The sequence below is a fragment of the Salmonella sp. 2020_1459 genome (assembly GCF_043847915.1).
Lineage (GTDB): Bacteria > Pseudomonadota > Gammaproteobacteria > Enterobacterales > Enterobacteriaceae > Salmonella > Salmonella enterica.
Window position 1 is genome coordinate 563,463 of record NZ_JBCMFA010000002.1, and the last position, 20,551, is coordinate 584,013.

Sequence of the window (20,551 nt, forward strand, 5' to 3'; positions counted from 1 at the left end):
ACTCGCTTAGCGTGTACTGCATTTTCGAATTATACTGGTTCTCCTTTTTATAGGACGGCATAAACAATTTATATATCAAATACATTGCAGTAAAACATTTAATTATTTTATATTTGTGGAGAATTGACATGGCCTTAACGATTAAGGGACTAAATACCGGCGTTATTCGTCACAATGATAAGTTTATCGCGCTGGCGCTTAAGGTGAAGTCACTGAGAAATAAAGAAACACTGCTTTTCTTTCCTGTGCTCGCGCTGCGAGACTTGTTGATCGGCCTTGAACACCGGCTTTATTTACAACACTCGCTTCCGGAACAAGAGCAGGAAAAACGCCAGAAAGCCAAAAGCAGTCATGTGCTTAAAATGCATGAGAATATTCCGGCAATACTCCGTGAAGAGCTGGAAAACGCCGATGTTAATCAGCGTGTTGAATCTTTAGCGTTGAGCGATAATACAGAAAAAGTATTAACCTTTACGTTAAAGCTGCACAATGGTAGCCATCTTGATTTACAGGTCGGTGAGTGGCAGGTTGAAGTTCTGGTGATGGCTATTATTCACGCCATTAATAATGCCGAAATGCGTGAGCTCGCATTGCGTATTTCTTCAATGCTGGACTTTTTACCATTATACGATGCTGACTGCCTGGAAAACGGTAATATCGAATTCGATACCTATAACCAGCCTGACTGGAAACATAATCTGTATAACCATTATTTAGCGCTCGTTTATCGTTATACGGATGAGGCAGGACAATCGCATGATTGCGGCACCATCATTAAGACCCGTAGTCAGTCAGGCTCTAAAGAAGCTGAAGCAATATCACGCCGCTTGCTGAATTTCAGCCCGCGTCTTAAAAAGCTGGAAGGAAAACCGTGTAAGGTTTTTGTCAGAACGCTTGAAACCGGTAAAGCAGCGCGTCTGACGCAAGATCAATGCATGCGCGCGTTGCATAATCTACGCATGGCATCATCGCAGGAAAAACGCTAACCATATCGCCCTCTGAATCTTTCAGAGGGCGTTACGATTCAGACATATCAGTTCGGACATTTATAAACCTGGCCGTTCATCTCGCTGGCCGTCGGGACAAAACTGGACAACATGCCCTGTGACGGACTACTTACGCCATACAGCACGTTTCCACCCATCGCGGCTGCCTGATTACGCAGATCGTTCGCTGCGCCACGCATTGAGCCACCCTCTTCGCCGTGCTGGCCTGAAAACCAGTTACTCTGTTTACCAGTTGCCGTACCAATAAGCTGGCATTCCGCGCCCGGCTTATCTTCGACAAAGCGTACATTTTGGCCGGCAGCGGTGAGTTCGTTGCTGGAGCTACAACCCGCCATCAGCAGCGCGGCGCCAACGATCCCTGCTAAATATTTCACGTGCATGTTATTCCCCATAATCAATGAGCTGGACGTTTTGTCCGTATCTGAATCTTATACTAAAAAGATGACTAAAAGAAAAACCCCCGGTCATTTCTGCCCGGGGGTTTCTCAATTCTGGGAGATAAGCACCCAAATCATTCTGGTTGCAGGAAGGCGGCCAGTTTGTTAATCCCCAGTCACTTACTCAAGTAAGTGACAGGGGTTAGCCAACGCATCTGCAGCCTGAAGGATGCAGGGGGTGGGCAATTACATCATGCCGCCCATACCACCCATACCACCCATGCCGCCAGCAGCGCCTAAATCAGGAGCATCGCTTTTCGGCAGGTCGGTCACCATGCACTCGGTAGTGATCATCAGACCAGCCACAGAAGCCGCGTACTGCAGCGCAGAACGGGTAACTTTGGTTGGGTCCAGGATACCCATATCGATCATGTTGCCGTATTCTTCAGTTGCTGCGTTGTAACCGTAGTTACCGTCGCCGCCTTTAACGGTGTTAGCGACAACAGACGGCTCTTCGCCGCAGTTCAGCACGATCTGACGCAGCGGAGCTTCCATTGCGCGCAGCGCAACTTTGATACCCACGTTCTGGTCTTCGTTCTGGCCTTTCAGGTCAGCAATTTTAGAAGCAACGCGGATCAGCGCAACGCCACCACCAGCAACCACACCTTCTTCTACCGCAGCACGGGTCGCGTGCAGGGCATCTTCAACGCGGGCTTTCTTCTCTTTCATTTCAACTTCGGTCGCAGCGCCAACTTTGATTACCGCAACGCCGCCTGCCAGTTTCGCTACGCGCTCCTGCAGTTTTTCACGATCGTAGTCGGAGGTCGCTTCTTCAATCTGCTGACGGATCTGAGCAACACGGCCCTGGATGGCAGCTTCTTCACCCACGCCATCGATGATGGTGGTGGTGTCTTTGTTGATCACAACACGTTTCGCCTGACCCAGGTCTTCCAGGGTTGCTTTTTCCAGCTCCATACCGATCTCTTCAGAGATTACGGTACCGCCGGTCAGGGTAGCGATATCCTGCAGCATCGCCTTACGACGATCGCCGAAGCCCGGTGCCTTAACAGCAGCCACTTTCACGATGCCACGCATGGTGTTCACTACCAGGGTAGCCAGCGCTTCGCCTTCAACATCTTCAGCGATGATCAGCAGCGGTTTGCCTGCTTTTGCAACGGCTTCCAGAACCGGCAGCATTTCGCGGATGTTGGAGATTTTCTTATCAGCCAGCAGGATGAACGGGCTTTCCAGCTCTACTGCGCCAGTTTCCGGCTTGTTGATGAAGTAAGGAGACAGGTAGCCGCGGTCAAACTGCATACCTTCAACCACGTCCAGTTCGTCCTGCAGACCGGTACCGTCTTCAACGGTGATGACGCCTTCTTTACCGACTTTATCCATCGCTTCCGCAATCAGTTTACCTACGGTTTCGTCGGAGTTAGCGGAGATAGTACCTACCTGAGCAATCGCTTTAGAGTCGGAGCACGGTACGGACAGGGCTTTCAGCTCTTCAACCGCCGCAGCAACCGCTTTGTCGATACCACGTTTCAGGTCCATCGGGTTCATGCCCGCAGCAACGGCTTTCAAGCCTTCGGTAATGATGGACTGCGCCAGTACGGTCGCGGTGGTGGTGCCGTCGCCTGCAGCATCGTTCGCTTTAGAGGCAACTTCTTTCACCATCTGCGCGCCCATGTTTTCAAACTTGTCTTCCAGTTCGATTTCACGCGCTACGGAAACACCATCTTTAGTGATAGTCGGCGCACCGAAAGATTTATCCAGAACCACGTTACGGCCTTTCGGACCGAGGGTTACTTTCACTGCATCTGCCAGTACGTTTACGCCGCGCAGCATTTTCACACGAGCGTCGTTACCGAATTTTACGTCTTTAGCTGCCATTTTCTCTTTCCCTTAAATTCGTATGTTCAGTGTCGTTCGCGGATTACGCTTCAACAATTGCCAGAATGTCGCTTTCAGACATGATCAACACTTCTTCATTGTCGATCTTTTCAGATTTCACACCGTAGCCATCGTTAAAAATAACGATGTCGCCAACTTTCACGTCCAGCGGCTGTACAGTACCGTTGTCCAGGATGCGACCCTTACCGACAGCGATGATTTCGCCACGAGTTGATTTACCCGCTGCGGAACCGGTCAGTACGATGCCGCCAGCAGATTTAGACTCAACTTCTTTACGTTTGACGATCACACGATCATGTAACGGACGAATACTCATTGATAGCTCTCCTTTGAGAAAGTCATTATCAGTTATGGGTGACGCCGGCCCGTAAACGGTTTCCCGGCTGGTGACCAGAGAGATGGGGATGGGGTTTTGCCCCTTCAAGGGGGGAGATGAAAAAAAATTCTTCTGAGCGAAAAAAGCGGTAAAAACGCTACTTATCTCACGTTTACCCAAGGTTTAGAACATCCTGCTATAAGAAAAGGCGTGTGTGATACGCTTAAAAATGTCTGTCGTCACCTGACGTTACAATGCCGCCGGATAATGAGCTGATGAATGAACTAAAAAAAGAGCTTGGGTTGGTTCAGGGCGTTATCTTGTTAACCACATCATTATTAGGGACTGGCGTTTTTGCGCTTCCGGAGCTGGCTGCGCTGGCGGCAGGCGACATCAGCCTTTGGGCATGGCCGCTGCTCATTATTTTGATTTTCCCTATTGCGATTGTCTTTGCTGTGCTGGGGCGTCATTTTCCACACGCTGGTGGCGTAGCGCATTTTGTCGGGATGGCATTTGGCCCGCGTCTGCAACGGGTGATCAGTTGGCTGTTTTTATCAGTCATTCCTGTTAGTTTTCCCGCAGCCTTGCATATTGCGGTGGGTTTCGGCCAGGCGCTGTTTGGCTGGCAAAGCGAACAGCTCTTATTTGGGGAGCTGGGTACTCTAGGTTTGCTATGGTTTATGGGATCGCGCGGCGCCAGCTCCAGCGCCAACCTGCAAGCCATTATCGCTGGATTAATTATCGCGCTTATTGCCGCCATTCTGTGGAAAGGCGCGATTAAACCTGCAGATATCACCTTCCCAGCCGCAAACGAAATCACCTTTTCCCGCCTGTGTACCGCCCTGGCGATCATGTTCTGGGGATTTGTGGGAATTGAGGCTTTTACGCATTTGTCGTCTGAATTTAAAAATCCTGAACGTGATTTTCCGCGCGCATTGATCATTGGCCTGATGCTGGCCGGCGCCATTTATTGGACCTGTACCGCCGTGGTGCTGCATTTTGGCGTCTATAGCGACAAGATAGCGGCAACAGCCTCGCTACCGCTTATTATTGTTCATCTCTTCGGTATCCAGGCGTTGTGGGTAGCCTGCATTATTGGTTATCTCACCTGCTTTGCCAGCCTGAATGTGTATGCTCAGAGTTTTGCGCGTCTGATATGGACGCAAATGCAATATCAGCCCGATCACTATCTGGCTCAACTCTCTCCCGGGCGCCTTCCCTTGCACGCGTTAAACGTTATTCTGGCCTGTTGTTGCGTGAGTTCCCTGGTCGTCTACGCCCTGAAGATTAACCTCAATGCGCTGATCGTCTATGCTAACGGTATTTTTATTATGCTCTATCTGCTTTGTATGCTGGCGGGCTGTCGACTGTTGAAAGGGCGCTGCTATGCACTGGCGGTGACGGGTTGTCTACTGTGCCTGTTATTGCTGGTAATGCTGGGGTGGAAAAGCTTATATGCCATTATTATGCTGGCAGCATTATGGCTGTTTTTACCGAAGCGAAAACGCATGGCGTAAGACGTATCTGTTGGCCGGATAACGCCTCACGCGACTTATCCGACCAGCATCTCTACCTTTAATCCCGACGATCGTCTTTATGTTCAATACGATCGCGATCGTCATCTTTACGCTGATACTCGCCGTCAAATGTTTCGCCACCGCCAGTACCCGCGCTAAACCCGCCGCCCGGCATCCGGGAAAAACGTAAATGCGGCAGCAACTTCAGCGTCAAATGTTTTTGCACTGGCGGTAACAAAAGGAGAAGGCCGAGAAAATCGGTGAAAAATCCCGGCAACAGGAGCAGTAAGCCAGCGATGATCAGCGATACACTCTTAATCATTTCTGCCGCCGGGCTCTCACCGGCCGCCATTTTTTGTTGCATCAGCAAAAAGTTTTTAAAACCCTGGTTACGTACCAGCGACATACCGATAACAGACGTAAAAATCACCAGGATTAGCGTCATCAGGACGCCAAGCACATGGGCGACCTGGATAAAGATAGAAATCTCAATGTAAACATAGAGAAAGACAGCTAAAAAGGGTATCCAGCGCAAAGGACTCTCCTGTAAGTCATGGCCGTCTGCGACGACCATTTGAATGGGGTTGCGATTCGCATCGATTCGATATGGTGGTGCGTAGCAAAATTTCAAGTGGTTTGTACACCTATTTTAGGTAGTAATACTAAAGCGGTGACCTATTTCACAAAATAATAAATAAGGGGTAAATTCCCACACTTTAAGTGATCCAGATTACGGTAGGAATTCTGAACCAGCATATGATCTCGTTTATCAGGCCGATGGAGGGGATAATCGTCGGTCAGAAAACATTCGAAATCACATATATCCTGTGTGTTTTAAAGTAAAAATCATTGGCAGCTTGAAAAAGAAGGTTCACATGTCAAACAACATTCGTATCGAAGAAGATCTGTTGGGTACCAGGGAAGTTCCAGCTGAAGCCTACTATGGTGTTCACACTCTGAGAGCGATTGAAAACTTCTACATTAGCAATAACAAAATCAGCGACATCCCTGAATTTGTGCGTGGCATGGTTATGGTAAAAAAAGCGGCGGCGCTGGCCAACAAAGAGCTGCAAACCATTCCTAAGAGTGTGGCGAACGCCATCATTGCCGCATGTGATGAAGTCCTTAACAACGGTAAGTGCATGGACCAGTTCCCGGTAGATGTCTACCAGGGCGGCGCGGGCACTTCCGTCAACATGAATACCAACGAAGTGCTGGCCAACATCGGGCTGGAACTGATGGGTCATCAGAAAGGTGAATATCAGTACCTGAACCCGAACGACCACGTGAATAAATGTCAATCCACTAACGACGCCTATCCGACAGGCTTCCGTGTAGCGGTTTACGCCTCTATCGTCAAACTGATCGATGCCATCAACCAGTTGCGTGAAGGTTTCGAACGTAAAGCGGTTGAATTCCAGGACATCCTGAAAATGGGTCGTACCCAGTTGCAGGACGCCGTACCGATGACGCTTGGTCAAGAATTCCGTGCGTTCAGCATCCTGCTGAAAGAAGAAGTGAAAAGCATCGAGCGTACTGCTGAGCTGCTGCTGGAAGTCAACCTTGGCGCAACGGCAATCGGTACTGGTCTGAACACGCCGAAAGAATACTCTCCGCTGGCGGTGAAAAAACTGGCTGAAGTCACTGGTTTCGCCTGTGTTCCGGCTGAAGATCTGATTGAGGCGACATCTGACTGTGGCGCATATGTTATGGTTCACAGCGCGCTGAAACGTCTGGCAGTGAAGATGTCCAAAATCTGTAACGACCTGCGCTTGCTCTCTTCTGGTCCTCGTGCCGGCCTGAACGAGATCAACCTGCCGGAACTGCAGGCGGGCTCTTCCATCATGCCAGCCAAAGTGAACCCGGTAGTACCGGAAGTCGTAAACCAGGTATGCTTTAAAGTCATCGGTAACGACACCACCGTTACGATGGCGGCGGAAGCCGGTCAGTTGCAGTTGAACGTTATGGAGCCGGTTATCGGCCAGGCGATGTTCGAATCCATCCACATTCTGAGCAACGCGTGCTACAACCTGCTGGAAAAATGCGTTAACGGCATTACCGCGAATAAAGAAGTGTGCGAAGGGTACGTTTATAACTCCATCGGTATCGTCACTTACCTCAACCCGTTCATCGGCCACCACAACGGCGACATCGTCGGTAAAATCTGTGCTGAAACCGGTAAGAGCGTACGTGAAGTTGTGCTGGAGCGCGGCCTGTTAACGGAAGCCGAGCTGGACGATATTTTCTCCGTACAGAACTTGATGCACCCGGCTTATAAAGCTAAACGTTATACTGATGAAAGCGAACAGTAATCGTACAGGGTAGTACCAAAGAGGCACGTCACGATGACGTGCCTTTTTTCTTACAAGAAGTTACCAAATAACAACAATTTAATATCAACTTGTTAAACAACAAGGAAGGCTAATATGATAGTTGTCGAACTTATCATTGTTTTGCTGGCAATCTTTTTGGGCGCCAGACTTGGGGGCATCGGTATTGGATTCGCAGGTGGGCTGGGTGTTCTGGTACTTGCCGCCATCGGCGTGAAGCCAGGGACAATTCCATTCGATGTCATTTCCATCATCATGGCGGTTATCGCCGCGATCTCTGCTATGCAGGTCGCGGGCGGTCTGGATTATTTGGTAAACCAGACGGAAAAACTGCTGCGTAAGAACCCGAAATACATCACTATCCTCGCACCGATTGTGACCTATTTCCTGACTATTTTTGCTGGTACCGGGAACATTTCCCTGGCAACGCTGCCGGTTATTGCTGAAGTCGCGAAGGAGCAGGGAATCAAACCTTGCCGTCCGCTCTCGACCGCCGTGGTATCCGCGCAGATTGCGATTACCGCCTCGCCGATTTCTGCGGCCGTGGTGTATATGTCTTCTGTTATGGAAGGTCATGGCATTAGCTACATTCACCTGCTGTCCGTGGTTATCCCCTCTACGCTGCTGGCGGTGCTGGTGATGTCCTTCCTGGTCACGATGCTGTTCAACTCCAAACTGTCGGACGACCCGATTTACCGCAAGCGTCTGGAAGAAGGGCTGATTGAACTGCGTGGTGAAAAGCAGATTGAAATCAAACCAATGGCAAAAAATTCCGTCTGGCTGTTCCTGCTGGGCGTTATCTGCGTGGTTGTTTATGCGATTGTCAACAGTCCGAGCCTCGGCCTGGTTGAGAAACCGCTGATGAACACCACCAACGCTATTTTGATCATCATGTTGAGCGTCGCAACGCTGACCACCATCCTGTGTAAAGTGGAAACTGACGCCATCCTCAACTCCAGTACCTTTAAAGCAGGGATGAGCGCCTGTATCTGTATTCTGGGCGTGGCGTGGCTGGGCGATACCTTCGTATCCGCTAACATCGACTGGATCAAAGACACTGCGGGTAGCGTCATCCAGGGCCATCCGTGGCTGCTGGCCGTCATCTTCTTCTTTGCTTCCGCGCTGCTCTACTCTCAGGCGGCAACGGCGAAAGCGCTGATGCCGATGGCGCTGGCGCTGAACGTCTCTCCGCTGACGGCAGTCGCTTCCTTCGCCGCCGTTTCCGGCCTGTTCATTTTGCCGACCTACCCGACTCTGGTTGCGGCGGTACAGATGGATGACACCGGTACAACCCGTATCGGTAAATTCGTCTTTAACCACCCGTTCTTCATCCCAGGCACCCTGGGCGTCGTTCTGGCTGTCTGCTTCGGCTTCCTGCTGGGCAGCTTTATGCTGTAAGTGTTTCACCCGCGGGGCGTATCACGCCCCGCATTCTCCCGCCCTTTGACTAACATCCTGCCCTCGTCCGTTGTATAGTGACCGTTCACTTGCGGGTCTTTTTGTTCTTTCGAGGTGTTTATGCTTGATGTTAAGAGTCAGGATATTTCCATCCCCGAGGCCGTTGTGGTGCTTTGTACCGCCCCGGATGAAGCTACCGCCCAGGATCTGGCCGCCAAAGTGCTGGCGGAAAAACTGGCCGCCTGCGCCACCCTCCTCCCCGGCGCGACATCGCTGTACTACTGGGAAGGCAAACTGGAGCAGGAGTATGAAGTTCAAATGATCTTAAAAACCACCGTTTCACATCAGCAAGCGCTTATCGACTGCCTGAAGTCTCATCACCCGTATCAAACGCCTGAACTTCTGGTTTTACCTGTTACTCACGGAGATACTGATTACCTCTCATGGCTCAACGCATCTTTACGCTGATCCTGCTGCTGTGCAGCACATCCGCCTTCGCCGGATTATTCGACGCGCCGGGTCGCTCGCAGTTCGTCCCTGCCGACCGGGCGTTTGTTTTTGATTTTCAGCAAAATCAACACGATCTTACCCTCTCCTGGCAGGTAAAAGAGGGTTACTACCTTTACCGTAAACAAATCAGTATCACGCCGACGAAAGCGGATATCGCCGCAGTCCAACTCCCGGCAGGCGTCTGGCATGAAGATGAATTCTACGGAAAAAGCGAAATCTACCGTAAGCGGCTAAACGTTCCGGTAACGGTTAACCAGGCGGCGGCTGGCGCGACATTAACGATAACGTACCAGGGGTGCGCCGATGCGGGATTCTGTTATCCGCCGGAAACGAAAACGGTGCCGCTAAGTGAAGTCGCCGCGGCAATAGACGCCACGCCGACGCCTGCTGTCACCCAGACGAGTGAGACGTCAAAACCCGCCGCCCAGCTACCTTTTTCCGCGCTCTGGGCACTGCTGATCGGCATAGGCATCGCCTTTACGCCCTGCGTTTTACCCATGTATCCGCTGATTTCCGGTATTGTCCTGGGGGGAAGGCAACGTTTGTCGACAGGGCGCGCACTGCTGCTGGCCTTTATCTATGTACAAGGGATGGCGCTGACCTATACCGCACTGGGTCTGGTCGTCGCCGCGGCGGGATTACAGTTTCAGGCGGCGCTGCAGCACCCTTATGTGTTAATCGGCCTTGCCATCGTGTTCACCCTGCTTGCGTTGTCGATGTTTGGCCTGTTCACACTACAGCTCCCCTCATCACTGCAAACCCGGCTGACATTAATGAGTAATCGTCAGCAAGGCGGCTCGCCCGGCGGTGTTTTTGTTATGGGGGCGATTGCCGGATTAATTTGCTCTCCCTGTACTACAGCGCCGTTAAGCGCGATCCTGCTTTATATCGCTCAGAGCGGCAACATGTGGCTGGGCGGCGGTACGCTGTATTTGTATGCATTAGGTATGGGTCTGCCGCTAATGCTGGTCACCGTGTTTGGCAACCGTCTGCTACCGAAAAGCGGCCCGTGGATGGCGCATGTTAAAACCGCTTTTGGTTTCGTGATCCTCGCGTTACCGGTCTTTTTACTGGAGCGGATTATTGGCGAGGCTTGGGGTTTACGTCTGTGGTCGCTGCTGGGCGTCGCTTTCTTTGGTTGGGCCTTTATCACCAGCCTTCAGGCCAGACGAGCGTGGATGCGTATCGTACAGATTATCCTGCTGGCGGCAGCGCTCATTAGCGTGCGGCCTCTACAGGATTGGGCGTTCGGATCGCCATCCGCGCAAGCTCCAGCGCACCTCAATTTCACGGCTATTTCTACCGTGGACGAACTCAATCAGGCGCTGGCGCAGGCCAAAGGCAAACCCGTTATGCTGGATTTCTACGCCGACTGGTGCGTGGCCTGTAAAGAGTTTGAAAAGTATACCTTCAGCGATCCGCGGGTCCAGCAGGCGCTCGGCGACACGGTGCTCTTACAGGCTAACGTCACCGCTAACAATGCGCAGGACGTCGCGCTGTTAAAGCATCTGCAAGTTCTCGGGCTGCCCACCATTCTGTTCTTTGATGCCCAAGGCCAGGAACAGCCGCAAGCGCGAGTCACCGGCTTTATGGACGCCGCCACCTTTAGCGCGCATTTGCACGATCGCCAACCGTGAGCGACACTTGCAAAAGCAAAGACGGAGGAGAATACCGTGCAACGTGAAGATATTCTGGGAGAAGCCCTGAAATTACTGGAGACGCAAGGGATAGCCGATACTACGCTGGAAATGGTGGCGGAGCGCGTAAATCGCCCACTCGACACATTACAGCGTTTCTGGCCAGATAAAGAAGCCATTTTATATGACGCGCTACGTTATCTGAGTCAGCAGGTAGATATCTGGCGACGCCAGCTTCTTCTTGATGAGACGCTTTCTGCTGAACAAAAGCTACTGGCACGCTACAGCGCGCTTTCGGAATGTGTAAGTAATAACCGTTATCCTGGTTGCTTGTTCATTGCCGCCTGTACGTTTTATCCCGACCCAACCCATCCTATTCACCAACTGGCCAATCAACAAAAACGCGCGGCACATGATTTTACCCATGAGCTACTGACCACGCTGGAAATTGACGATCCGGCGATGGTTGCAAGGCAGATGGAGCTGGTGCTGGAAGGTTGTCTCAGCCGAATGCTGGTCAACCGCAGTCAGGCTGATGTAGATACCGCTCAGCGGTTGGCGGAAGATATTCTGCGTTTTGCACAGTGCCGTCAGGGTGGAGCGCTCACCTGACGGGTACTGATTTTATGCATTTTGCCTGAAAAGCAGGCAGTCAGCGCGCTTTTATCACTTTTTTCGTGTAAAGCCGTTGACGACCGCGCCCCTTTACGGTTTAATGCGCCCCGTTGCCCGGATAGCTCAGTCGGTAGAGCAGGGGATTGAAAATCCCCGTGTCCTTGGTTCGATTCCGAGTCCGGGCACCACTTATTCAGAAAACCCAGCCTATGGCTGGGTTTTTGCTTTTCTGGGAATGGAAATCCGTAGCCCCCATCTCTGGCCTGACTAGCTATAACGAGAAGGCCAGATTTTCTCTGGCGCAACGCCCAGCGCTTCGTCGATCAGCCGCTCACCTTTGGGCCAGGGTCAAAAGCTTACTTAGCTACAGGGAGATTATTACCAGTAATAACGCCTATCACTTCATCTGACGGTTCGCTAACCCCGACAAGTGAGTCCAATATCTCCGCCATGAACTTTTTCATCACTGAAAACAATAATCCCTTCGCCAGTTTTGGCATTTTTTCTTTGTCGGCTTCTTTATTCTTAAATACTGTTTCCGACTCTTGTTCATAATCATAAATTAATACTCAGCACATCATGACTGATGGTAGTTACCGGGGTAACAGAGCACATACTTTAAAATACTTATTCATAGTTTGTTATTACGGAAAGATTTTAACCTAATGCGTGTCAGTCAGGCACGCAGATAAAAAACAACCGGGGAGAAAATTTAAACAAAATGCTGTTAGCCGGAAGTACCGGTATTGTTCTGTTGTCCGCTACAGTCAGTCCGGTATGGACAGACAATAATACCAGTGCAGCGTCCTGCTTTTTTACCTGTATGTTGAATAACCATTGCAATAAATCATTATAGGATTACATCTGTTTATTATTGCCTGATCCGGAGTGAGTCTTTATGAAAAGTCGTTATTTAGTATTTTTTCTACCACTGATCGTAGCTAAATATACATCAGCAGAAACAGTGCAACCCTTTCATTCTCCTGAAGAATCAGTGAACAGTCAGTTCTACTTACCACCACCGCCAGGTAATGATGATCCGGCTTTCCGCTATGATAAGGAGGCTTATTTTAAGGGCTATGCGATAAAGGGTTCCCCACGATGGAAACAAGCTGCTGAGGATGCAGATATAAGCGTGGAAAATATAGCCAGAATATTCTCGCCAGTAGTGGGCGCTAAAATTAATCCCAAAGATACGCCAGAAACCTGGAATATGTTACAGAATCTTCTGAAAATGGGCGGCTACTACGCTACTGCTTCGGCAAAAAAATATTATATGCGTACCCGCCCCTTTGTCTTATTTAATCATTCCACCTGCCGTCCTGAAGATGAGAATACTTTGAGAAAAGATGGCTCTTACCCTTCCGGGCATACTGCTTATGGTACACTTCTGGCATTAGTATTATCCGAGGCCAGACCGGAACGCGCACAGGAGCTCGCCAGACGCGGATGGGAGTTCGGGCAAAGCAGAGTGATATGCGGTGCTCACTGGCAAAGCGATGTTGATGCTGGCCGTTATGTGGGAGCAGTAGAGTTTGCAAGACTGCAAACAATCCCGGCATTTCAGAAGTCACTGGCAAAAGTCCGTGAGGAGCTGAACGACAAAAATAATTTATTGAGTAAAGAAGATCACCCCAAACTTAATTACTGAAGGTGAAAGTCTTCCCGCAAACTGGCCACAGCAAATGAAAGGAAGTGCAACTGCGTAGGGGTGACCGGGCGTGAGACTGTAATTAAAATTGTGTAAGTGCCTGTTTTTGATATGTTCACTCCAACAACAGAGACAGGCAATTATGGACGAAAAGAAACTTAAAGCCCTTGCGGCTGAAGTGGCTGAAGGCCTTAAAACCGAAGCCGATCTCCATGCTTTTTCCCGCATGTTGACGAAGCTTACCGTCGAAACAGCGCTCAATACGGAGCTGGCTGACCACCCCGGGTATGAGAAAAATGCGCCCAAAACAGGCTCAAACACCCACAATGGCTACTCGTCAAAAACGGTGTTATGCAATAACAACGAGATCGAACTGAACACGCCGCGTGACCGTGAAAATACCTTCGAACCACAGCTGATTAAGAAGCACCAGACGCGCATTACGCAGATGGACAGACAGATTTTATCCCTCTGCGCCAAAGGCATGACTACCCGCGAAATCGTTGCCACCTTCAAAGAAATGTACGACTCCGATGTGTCGCCCACGCTGATATCTAAAGTCACCGACGCCGTAAAAGAGCAGGTCATTGAGTGGCAAAACCGACAAATGGATACGCTGTATCCCTTTGTTTATATGGACTGTATGTTGTCAAAGTTCATCAGAATGGCAGTGTGATAAACAAAGCAGTTTTCCCTGCGCTGGGGATCAATACCGAAGGTCAGAAAGCGTTGCCGGCATGTGGCTGTCCGGAAATGAAGGCACAAAGTTCTGGCTAAGCGTGCTGACGGAGCTGAAAAAGCGGGGCCTTCAGGACATCCTGATTGCCTGTGTGGACGGTCTGAAGGGCTTCCCGGATGCGATAAACAGCGTCTTCCCGAAATATCCGCAAATCAGCAAAAGCTGGCGTGCGCACTGGGAAAACCTCAATACGCTCTTCAGTTATCCGCCGGATATCCGCAAGACCATCTACCATCTACACTACAAACGCAGTCGAATCCCTGAACAGCGTGATCCGTGCCGCGATTAAGAAACGCAAAGTGTTCCCGACGGATGACTCGGTACGAAAGGTTATTTATCTGGCAATCAAGGATGCATCAAAAAAATGGAGTATGCCGATCCAGAACTGGCGGCTGGCGATGAGTCGCTTTATTATCGAGTTCGGTGACCGCCTGAGCAATCACCTTTAATATATTAGCAGTTACATAGAATTACTGACAGGCTCAAAAAAAGAGACCAGATTTCAGTCTCTTTTTTATCACTCATAATAATAGTCAGTTATTTTCTTTTATTTAGCTCTTCCATAAAATTTACCCAATTTTTATATTGATAATCAAGATTGCGAATCTCGTCTGAGATGGTTGATTGCTGCTGTATGAGACCACGTTTCTTTGCTATCAACTCTTGTAAACCATCATCGAGCACCTTCATTTTCGCTTTTATCTTCTCATTAATTTCATTATATTTTACGGAGTATTCTTCTTTATGTTTTTCTAATACAGCACGTTTCTCCGCCCTTATGTCATCAAAATCACTCAACCTGTAATTCTTTAATTTTTCCCGGCGAGCCTTCATTGCTGGGTCGAAAACTTCAGCATTGTACTTCTTCTCAAAATAATAAGGAGCATTTTCTTTATTAAAGAGTTCCAGCTCTTTATTCAAATCACGCTGAACAAAATAACGGCTTTGTGTTTTTCCATCTTCCCCTTTCCCCCAATACTCATCGATTTCTTTATTAATAACTAATATATTAGTTTTAACTTTTGCGATATCATTATTTAATTCGTTTAGTTTTGATTTCTTCCTGGCATATTCATCTTTAATTGCATTTATTTTATCATCAAAACCTGCTCCATCCATGATGATATATTTACCGTCAGTTTCAACATTAGGAATTGGATTGCCTTTTGGTGTTTCTGACATTTGTAATGAAGAAAATATTGTTTTCCATCCAGTATCTTTATTACCAAGACTGTTCAAAGTTGCTGAGAATTTAATATCTTTGCCTTTATCCCACGATTTTTGAACAACAATATAATCAGTTAACGAGGCAACTGGCGTATACAGATCGTAGCCAGTAGAAAGTAAGCCATCAGCAGCATATGTTCTCTTATTTCCATCAACCGATGTTTCCTTGATATCAATTGAATCAAGGATAAGACGCCCATGAAATTGATTACTAAATTGTTCTTTCAAGACTTTCTCTGTAGGGGTGTTATCGTCACCGCATCCGCTAATTAATAGCGAAACCAATAAACCACACAAAAATTTTCCTTTCATAACATTCATCCCAGAAATTAATAATATGCAATAAAATCATTTCAGCATCACACAACGAGTTAGCAAATTCAATATTTAATGATGTGTTATTTTCATTATAATACTGTGTCTTTATTTTTAAACCACCAGGACTCGCTATCTTAATGAAAGACAATACCTCTAATAAATCAGATAGTTGGAAAGTAATTTTTTAATGGGCTGGCTGAAGCCATTAAAATGATTTTTTCAATCATCCTTACTGTAGCCGGAGGTAAAGCTGTTACTTCAACTGACGATGAAGAACAACAGGCAGACTACAGAAATGGACTGATCCTACCCGCGTAATATGGACACAACCCTAAGCAAGGTTCTGGTTTTCAAATTGTTCCGGACTGAGACTGCCACAGGCACTGTGACGACGCCGTTGATTGTAATCACACTCGATATCATTAAACACTGCTGTCTGCATTATTTCCCAGCTGGCAAAGCCCTCTCCGTGGATACATTCCACCTTCAGCGTGTGAAAGAAGCTTTCTGCACAGGCATTGTCATAACAACAGCCTCTGGTGCTCATACTCCCCCGCAGATTATGTCGTTTCAGTAAGCTCTGCTAATCCGTTGAATAGTACTGACCACCTCTGTCTGTATGCACGCTGACTTTCCCAGTCGTTTACGCCGTCATTGCACCATCTGTAACGCATCGCAAGCTGGCCGCCACGGTTTTTATGTTATACATCCGTCAGGCGTGGCGCACCATAGCGCTGTTTGCGTCACTGAATGCCTCCCGGGCGACGTTATCACAGATAAGGCGGAACTGCTGACGCTGGTTTATCTGATGACGACGCTGATGCCAGACGTACCAGCCACTACGGGCAACCTGAAGTACACGGCACATGGCTTTGGTACTGAATTCAGCCTGATGTTTTTCGATGAAGACATACTTCATTTCAGGCGCCTCGCGAAGTATGCCGCGGCCTTCTGGAGAATGGCCAGTTCCTCATCCCCTTCTGCCAGCGGACGCTTCAGATGGGCGATCTCTGCGGGCATCGCCTGTTCGCGGTCAGAAGAAGAGAGCTGATTTTGCTGTTTGCTTCGCCAGTTGTAGAGCTGTGATTCATACAGGTTAAGCTCGCGGGCGGCAGCGGCCCCCCAATGCGTTCAGCCAGTTTCAGGGCTTCCTGCGAAATTCAGGCGTGTGCTGCTTGCGTGGCTTTTTGGTGGTTGATGCTGGTTTTTTCATATGAGTCACCTCTTGCTTGAGAGTTTACTCACTTAGTCACGTGACCACTATTGCTGGGTAAGATCAAAGAACCTCAATAACGTGTTACACCGTTTTTCATAAAGCCAACCATACGATTGAATGCTTCCCCTCCCCTCAAACTTCCGGATATCGCTACACCGTCTACCCGCCGCAGTATATATTTACCGCGTTGTATGCCTTTCCTGGCCGAGAGCGTTAATATTTACATCCAGGATAAACCTTATCACAAATTAACATCAGATCTTATACCTCATGCTAACTACCTCCATGAAATTAAAGAGCTATTCTCTAAAAGATTAAAGGCAATTATTACTTAATTCAAATTTTAAAGAGATAAATTGATAATAACATGAGCCAATTCTTGTAAATTTCCATCTTTTTTTTATACGCGACATAGTTTTTTAACGATACTATAATATGTAGAAATGCAATATAAAATAGCATTTTCCATAGAAAATGAAAAGATCGCCACCTGATACCTTAAGTTCGCAAATAATTATATAGCTATATATTAGTTTTCTTTTGAAATATTTTTCAGAATAATTTTGATTTACACGCACATTTAATAAAAGGAAATTATCATGCTAAAAGTATTTAATCCCTCACCTGCCCAGGTGGGGAGCATTGAATGTTTACAATCAGCGCAAAACTGGCAGAGGAAATCCTTATCACTTCAGGGATTAAATTTACTGCAGTCCGTACTCATCAAGCTCACCACGGGTAAAATTTCAATTACGACATCGTCCGGGGAGTATATTACGGCATCAGGGCCAATGTTAATATTTTTAGCTAAAGATCAAACTATTCATATCACTATGGAAGAGACTCATGAACAGTTAAATTATAATTTAATTGAATTAGATTCTGCGTCAATAAAAAATGCTTATAATTTTTTTCTGTATGAACATGCAGACTTTTCGGCCCCATTAACAAAACCGACGACAAAACATCTGTTAGCGCCAATAGAAACAGGCGTAGCAAGAGTATTCAACCTTTTACACTCTTCAAATAAAAGCCAGAAATTATCCCAAGATAAAAAGGAATATTTAATAAGATTTCTACTTTCAGAGTTCATCTATGAACCTGAAGCATTTGCCCTCTTTAGAGAACTATCGCAAAATACATTAGCCGAAAATATCTATAATATTATTATAAGCGACATAAGTCGAAAATGGGCGCTCAAGGATATTTCTGACTCACTCTATATGAGTTGTTCCACATTAAAAAGGAAATTGAAACAAGAGAACACCTCATTCAGCGAAGTTTACCTTAATGCGCGAATGAATAAAGCGACAAAACTTCTACGCAATAGTGAATATAATATTACTCGAGTGGCTTATATGTGTGGTTATGATAGTGCTTCTTATTTTACATGCGTTTTTAAAAAACATTTCAAAACTACACCATCGGAATTTTTAGCGTTTTTATCTTCCTCTCGTCATCAATATGTTAATTGAGATATCTGACAATGCAGTATAAGAACAAAGCAAAACATATTAATATAAAAGACGGGATTCTGTTGCTCGCTAAAAAATTCGATCTAACGTTGAGCGAGAAAAAAGTTATTTATTACGTGGCAGCAGGATTATCTGTTAAAAGTTGCTCAAATTTATTAGATCGAAATATAAAAACGATTTCAACACAAAAGAGATCAGCCTATAAAAAAATGGATATTACTACTGATGTTGAATTAATCCATTTGATGCTGAATGAGTTTTATATATCAGTCGATATTACGTAATTTTTCCTAAAATGTTGGTAGAGTGGTAGGCAAGGCAACTCTGGATACCATCTTCAGAGATCGTTCCGCAAACGCTATGGATAATTCTTCGCTGTCTATCGGCTGGCTGACGATAGACTCAACACCGCCAGTACGTTCCATGGAGGATAATAGTGATATCGGCTCCGGAGGCGATAATATCACTAACATCAATACATCAACCTTTATCGGCTCCTCAGAAGCTCACGCAACAATTAAGCTGACTATTGATACACAACCGTCCGCCGAACCAACGTTGGGATCGACTGTTAACAGTCTGGATAACACCGTCACCCTTAAGGGAGTCGTGGAGGCGCATCAGGATATTCAGGTGAAGGTCACGGTCAACGATACGGACTACACCGCCAGTATCGATAACGATATCAGTAACTGACATGTTTCTGTTCCGCAACCCGCTATTCTGTCGGGGGCAAATCAGTACACCATAACGGCCACCGATCCCGCTGGTAATAGCGCCGCCGCCAGTGGAACATTTACAGGCACATCGCCGACGAAAAACCCGGTTAACAAGAGTTCCGGCGTAGATGAAATGATTTCGCTTAGCGAGGCGACATGGCATTCGGTAAGTGTTGATGAAGAATATTATGCCTGATAACTAAACATCACCATGCGAGGTCTCTTCGGAGGCCTGCTGAAAAAACAGAATAATATTCATTGTCTGTTAATTATTACAGAGAGAGTTAATTTATAAAAAAAAAGCGGCAGACTACGCTGCCGCAAATATGAGGAGGACAATTACCGTTACGCTACACCACAAAGTAATCCGTTACTGAGGTAAGTAAAACATAAATATCCCCAACAATGAATCAACGAATCAAACAATCGTCAAATCATGGTATTAATAACCTTGTTCTGTTTTAGCATACTGTGACAGTAAAAATAGATTTTAGTCATTCTGTATATCACACGAAAATTTATAAAACAGATTTGGTTCACTCACAATATACAAATTATTTTCATTATCCATGGCAATCCCTTCTGGCTGGGGGATATCGTCTCTGAGCCCTGACCACTCCGCCGTCAGGAACAATCGATCGCGCACCCGCCACTCGGAACTGACCTCCAGAATCATTTTTGACTCGTCCGACAACACCAGCAGCGAATCCGTTGGGGCATGGTATTCAAGTCCGGAGACATCGCTCACACTCGCAGTGATGGCAGAAGGCAACGCTCTGGTGATACCATTTTTGCTCATCTCTACTTCTTTGATCATAATGGGTTTTCTTTCTTTTGCGGCATATAATCTCTCATTTTTCGCATCCCATGCCGTACCTTCCAGCCCTTTATTTTTTGCTTTGTCATAGCCCTCAAGCTTCACCATGGAGATTATCTGCATGGCGCCGCGCTGAATATCCACCTGTGTTTTATAGACCGCGCCATCTTTCTCACTGCCTATCTGGAACTGGTTGCCCCCACTCCATGCAATAGACTCCGGGTCGTGGATACCCTGCAGCGGCATCCGCCCTACCAGCTGCCCTTCTGTCGTTAACCAGACCAGTTCAGGGGGATTATTAATAACGGCGAAAAGCATCCTGTCTTCGGCGGAGTAGGTCAAACCTGAAAGGTTACTCTTAACTCCTGCGACTGGTTTTTGCTGAATAACCGCTTTATAGCTACTCAGTGCCAGCGCCGAGGGTTTATCACCATATTTGAGGATCAGTTGATAAACATAGCGTATATCGTCCCTGACCATAAATAAAATCACGCCCAAGAGTACAACCACAATAACGCGTTTTAGTAATCTCATAAAAAATCCATAGCAGATCGCGTCACGACTGATGTCGTAACGCATTTCTTAAAAATAAAGCCGATGTCCGATAGAATCGTTATTCGGTTATGGCGAGCGCCATTAGCATAGGCAAAATGAAATAGTGAGGGTTATCACAAAAAGCCCGATTTTAATCACTAACGTACCCTTTTTGTAAATTGACATAATCAAGAGGAGGGTAGTTTCGGCTAATTATTTAAATAGTACGTCTGC

General features: G+C 47.3%; 17 protein-coding genes, 1 tRNA gene and 5 pseudogenes. 15 read left to right on the forward strand and 8 right to left on the reverse strand.

Going from position 1 to position 20,551, the window contains the following annotated elements:
• The first annotated feature begins 128 nt into the window (after window positions 1–128).
• Window positions 129–986 carry a YjeJ family protein gene (locus ACH0VJ_RS07705; RefSeq protein WP_001229226.1) on the forward strand — a complete coding sequence of 286 codons (858 nt, stop codon included), beginning with the start codon at window positions 129–131 and terminating at the stop codon, window positions 984–986.
• A gap of 47 nt (window positions 987–1,033) precedes the next feature.
• On the opposite strand, the gene ACH0VJ_RS07710 is transcribed toward ACH0VJ_RS07705, so the two are convergent.
• The 3 genes from ACH0VJ_RS07710 to ACH0VJ_RS07720 all read right to left on the reverse strand — a co-directional run bounded on the left by ACH0VJ_RS07710 (window position 1,034) and on the right by ACH0VJ_RS07720 (window position 3,614).
• Complete coding sequence (locus ACH0VJ_RS07710) at window positions 1,034–1,387, reverse strand: DUF4156 domain-containing protein (RefSeq protein ID WP_000558210.1); 354 nt, start codon at window positions 1,385–1,387, stop codon at window positions 1,034–1,036.
• A gap of 243 nt (window positions 1,388–1,630) precedes the next feature.
• A complete protein-coding gene (groL, locus tag ACH0VJ_RS07715) occupies window positions 1,631–3,277 on the reverse strand; it encodes a chaperonin GroEL (protein WP_000729126.1) in 1,647 nt (548 codons plus the stop codon).
• A 43-nt stretch (window positions 3,278–3,320) separates the two neighbouring features.
• Window positions 3,321–3,614 carry a co-chaperone GroES gene (locus ACH0VJ_RS07720; RefSeq protein ID WP_000027827.1) on the reverse strand — a complete coding sequence of 98 codons (294 nt, stop codon included), beginning with the start codon at window positions 3,612–3,614 and terminating at the stop codon, window positions 3,321–3,323.
• A gap of 275 nt (window positions 3,615–3,889) precedes the next feature.
• Here ACH0VJ_RS07720 and yjeH point away from each other — a divergent pair, with 275 nt between their 5' ends.
• Complete coding sequence (yjeH, locus tag ACH0VJ_RS07725; RefSeq protein WP_023196598.1) at window positions 3,890–5,131, forward strand: L-methionine/branched-chain amino acid transporter; 1,242 nt, start codon at window positions 3,890–3,892, stop codon at window positions 5,129–5,131.
• Window positions 5,132–5,189: 58 nt separating this feature from the next.
• Here yjeH and ACH0VJ_RS07730 read toward each other — a convergent pair whose 3' ends face one another.
• Window positions 5,190–5,666 carry an FxsA family protein gene (locus tag ACH0VJ_RS07730; protein ID WP_001267291.1) on the reverse strand — a complete coding sequence of 159 codons (477 nt, stop codon included), beginning with the start codon at window positions 5,664–5,666 and terminating at the stop codon, window positions 5,190–5,192.
• A 340-nt stretch (window positions 5,667–6,006) separates the two neighbouring features.
• Here ACH0VJ_RS07730 and aspA point away from each other — a divergent pair, with 340 nt between their 5' ends.
• The 6 genes from aspA to ACH0VJ_RS07760 all read left to right on the forward strand — a co-directional run bounded on the left by aspA (window position 6,007) and on the right by ACH0VJ_RS07760 (window position 11,809).
• Window positions 6,007–7,443 (forward strand): aspartate ammonia-lyase, encoded by a 1,437-nt coding sequence (gene aspA, locus ACH0VJ_RS07735; RefSeq protein WP_000069440.1) that lies wholly within the window; start codon window positions 6,007–6,009, stop codon window positions 7,441–7,443.
• A 114-nt stretch (window positions 7,444–7,557) separates the two neighbouring features.
• Window positions 7,558–8,859 carry an anaerobic C4-dicarboxylate transporter DcuA gene (gene dcuA / locus ACH0VJ_RS07740; RefSeq protein WP_000637595.1) on the forward strand — a complete coding sequence of 434 codons (1,302 nt, stop codon included), beginning with the start codon at window positions 7,558–7,560 and terminating at the stop codon, window positions 8,857–8,859.
• A gap of 120 nt (window positions 8,860–8,979) precedes the next feature.
• Window positions 8,980–9,327, forward strand: a complete 348-nt coding sequence (gene cutA / locus ACH0VJ_RS07745) for a divalent cation tolerance protein CutA (RefSeq protein WP_000887832.1) — start codon at window positions 8,980–8,982, stop codon at window positions 9,325–9,327.
• Window positions 9,303–11,006, forward strand: a complete 1,704-nt coding sequence (locus tag ACH0VJ_RS07750; protein WP_000068883.1) for a protein-disulfide reductase DsbD — start codon at window positions 9,303–9,305, stop codon at window positions 11,004–11,006. The genes cutA and ACH0VJ_RS07750 overlap by 25 nt, the downstream gene beginning before the upstream one ends.
• Window positions 11,007–11,042: 36 nt before the next feature.
• The gene (locus ACH0VJ_RS07755; protein WP_001188509.1) at window positions 11,043–11,618 is read left to right on the forward strand and encodes a transcriptional regulator; all 576 of its coding nucleotides are present in this window, start codon (window positions 11,043–11,045) and stop codon (window positions 11,616–11,618) included.
• Window positions 11,619–11,733: 115 nt separating this feature from the next.
• Window positions 11,734–11,809, forward strand: a tRNA-Phe gene (locus tag ACH0VJ_RS07760).
• 79 nt (window positions 11,810–11,888) lie between these two features.
• Here ACH0VJ_RS07760 and ACH0VJ_RS07765 read toward each other — a convergent pair.
• Window positions 11,889–11,966 (reverse strand): annotated as a pseudogene (locus ACH0VJ_RS07765) (helix-turn-helix domain-containing protein); the annotation flags it as partial.
• 553 nt (window positions 11,967–12,519) lie between these two features.
• Between ACH0VJ_RS07765 and ACH0VJ_RS07770 the strand changes: the two are divergent.
• Entirely contained in the window at window positions 12,520–13,272 is a 753-nt protein-coding gene (locus tag ACH0VJ_RS07770; protein ID WP_000842423.1) for a non-specific acid phosphatase, read from the forward strand.
• 142 nt (window positions 13,273–13,414) lie between these two features.
• Window positions 13,415–14,460: pseudogene (locus tag ACH0VJ_RS07775) on the forward strand (IS256 family transposase).
• Between the two features lie 88 nt (window positions 14,461–14,548).
• On the opposite strand, the gene ACH0VJ_RS07780 reads toward ACH0VJ_RS07775, so the two are convergent.
• The gene (locus ACH0VJ_RS07780) at window positions 14,549–15,550 is read right to left on the reverse strand and encodes a DUF1202 family protein (RefSeq protein ID WP_000676523.1); all 1,002 of its coding nucleotides are present in this window, start codon (window positions 15,548–15,550) and stop codon (window positions 14,549–14,551) included.
• A gap of 337 nt (window positions 15,551–15,887) precedes the next feature.
• Window positions 15,888–16,769: pseudogene (locus ACH0VJ_RS07785) on the reverse strand (IS3 family transposase).
• 116 nt (window positions 16,770–16,885) lie between these two features.
• Between ACH0VJ_RS07785 and ACH0VJ_RS07790 the strand changes: the two are divergent.
• The 5 genes and pseudogenes from ACH0VJ_RS07790 to ACH0VJ_RS07810 form a co-directional block, all read left to right on the forward strand.
• Complete coding sequence (locus ACH0VJ_RS07790) at window positions 16,886–17,107, forward strand: hypothetical protein (protein ID WP_001576552.1); 222 nt, start codon at window positions 16,886–16,888, stop codon at window positions 17,105–17,107.
• A 264-nt stretch (window positions 17,108–17,371) separates the two neighbouring features.
• Window positions 17,372–18,247, forward strand: coding sequence for an AraC family transcriptional regulator (locus ACH0VJ_RS07795; protein WP_000921665.1), 876 nt, complete (start codon window positions 17,372–17,374; stop codon window positions 18,245–18,247).
• Entirely contained in the window at window positions 18,244–18,531 is a 288-nt protein-coding gene (gene rtsB, locus ACH0VJ_RS07800) for a transcriptional regulator RtsB (protein ID WP_001541332.1), read from the forward strand. Before ACH0VJ_RS07795 ends, rtsB begins: the two co-directional genes overlap by 4 nt.
• Window positions 18,532–18,670: 139 nt before the next feature.
• Window positions 18,671–18,913: pseudogene (locus tag ACH0VJ_RS07805) on the forward strand (hypothetical protein); the annotation flags it as partial.
• Window positions 18,914–19,030: 117 nt separating this feature from the next.
• Window positions 19,031–19,162 (forward strand): annotated as a pseudogene (locus ACH0VJ_RS07810) (hypothetical protein); the annotation flags it as partial.
• A gap of 294 nt (window positions 19,163–19,456) precedes the next feature.
• Here ACH0VJ_RS07810 and ACH0VJ_RS07815 read toward each other — a convergent pair.
• On the reverse strand, window positions 19,457–20,362 hold the full coding sequence (locus ACH0VJ_RS07815) for an SdiA-regulated domain-containing protein (protein ID WP_001268195.1): 906 nt from the start codon (window positions 20,360–20,362) through the stop codon (window positions 19,457–19,459).
• Between the last annotated feature and the right edge of the window lie 189 nt (window positions 20,363–20,551).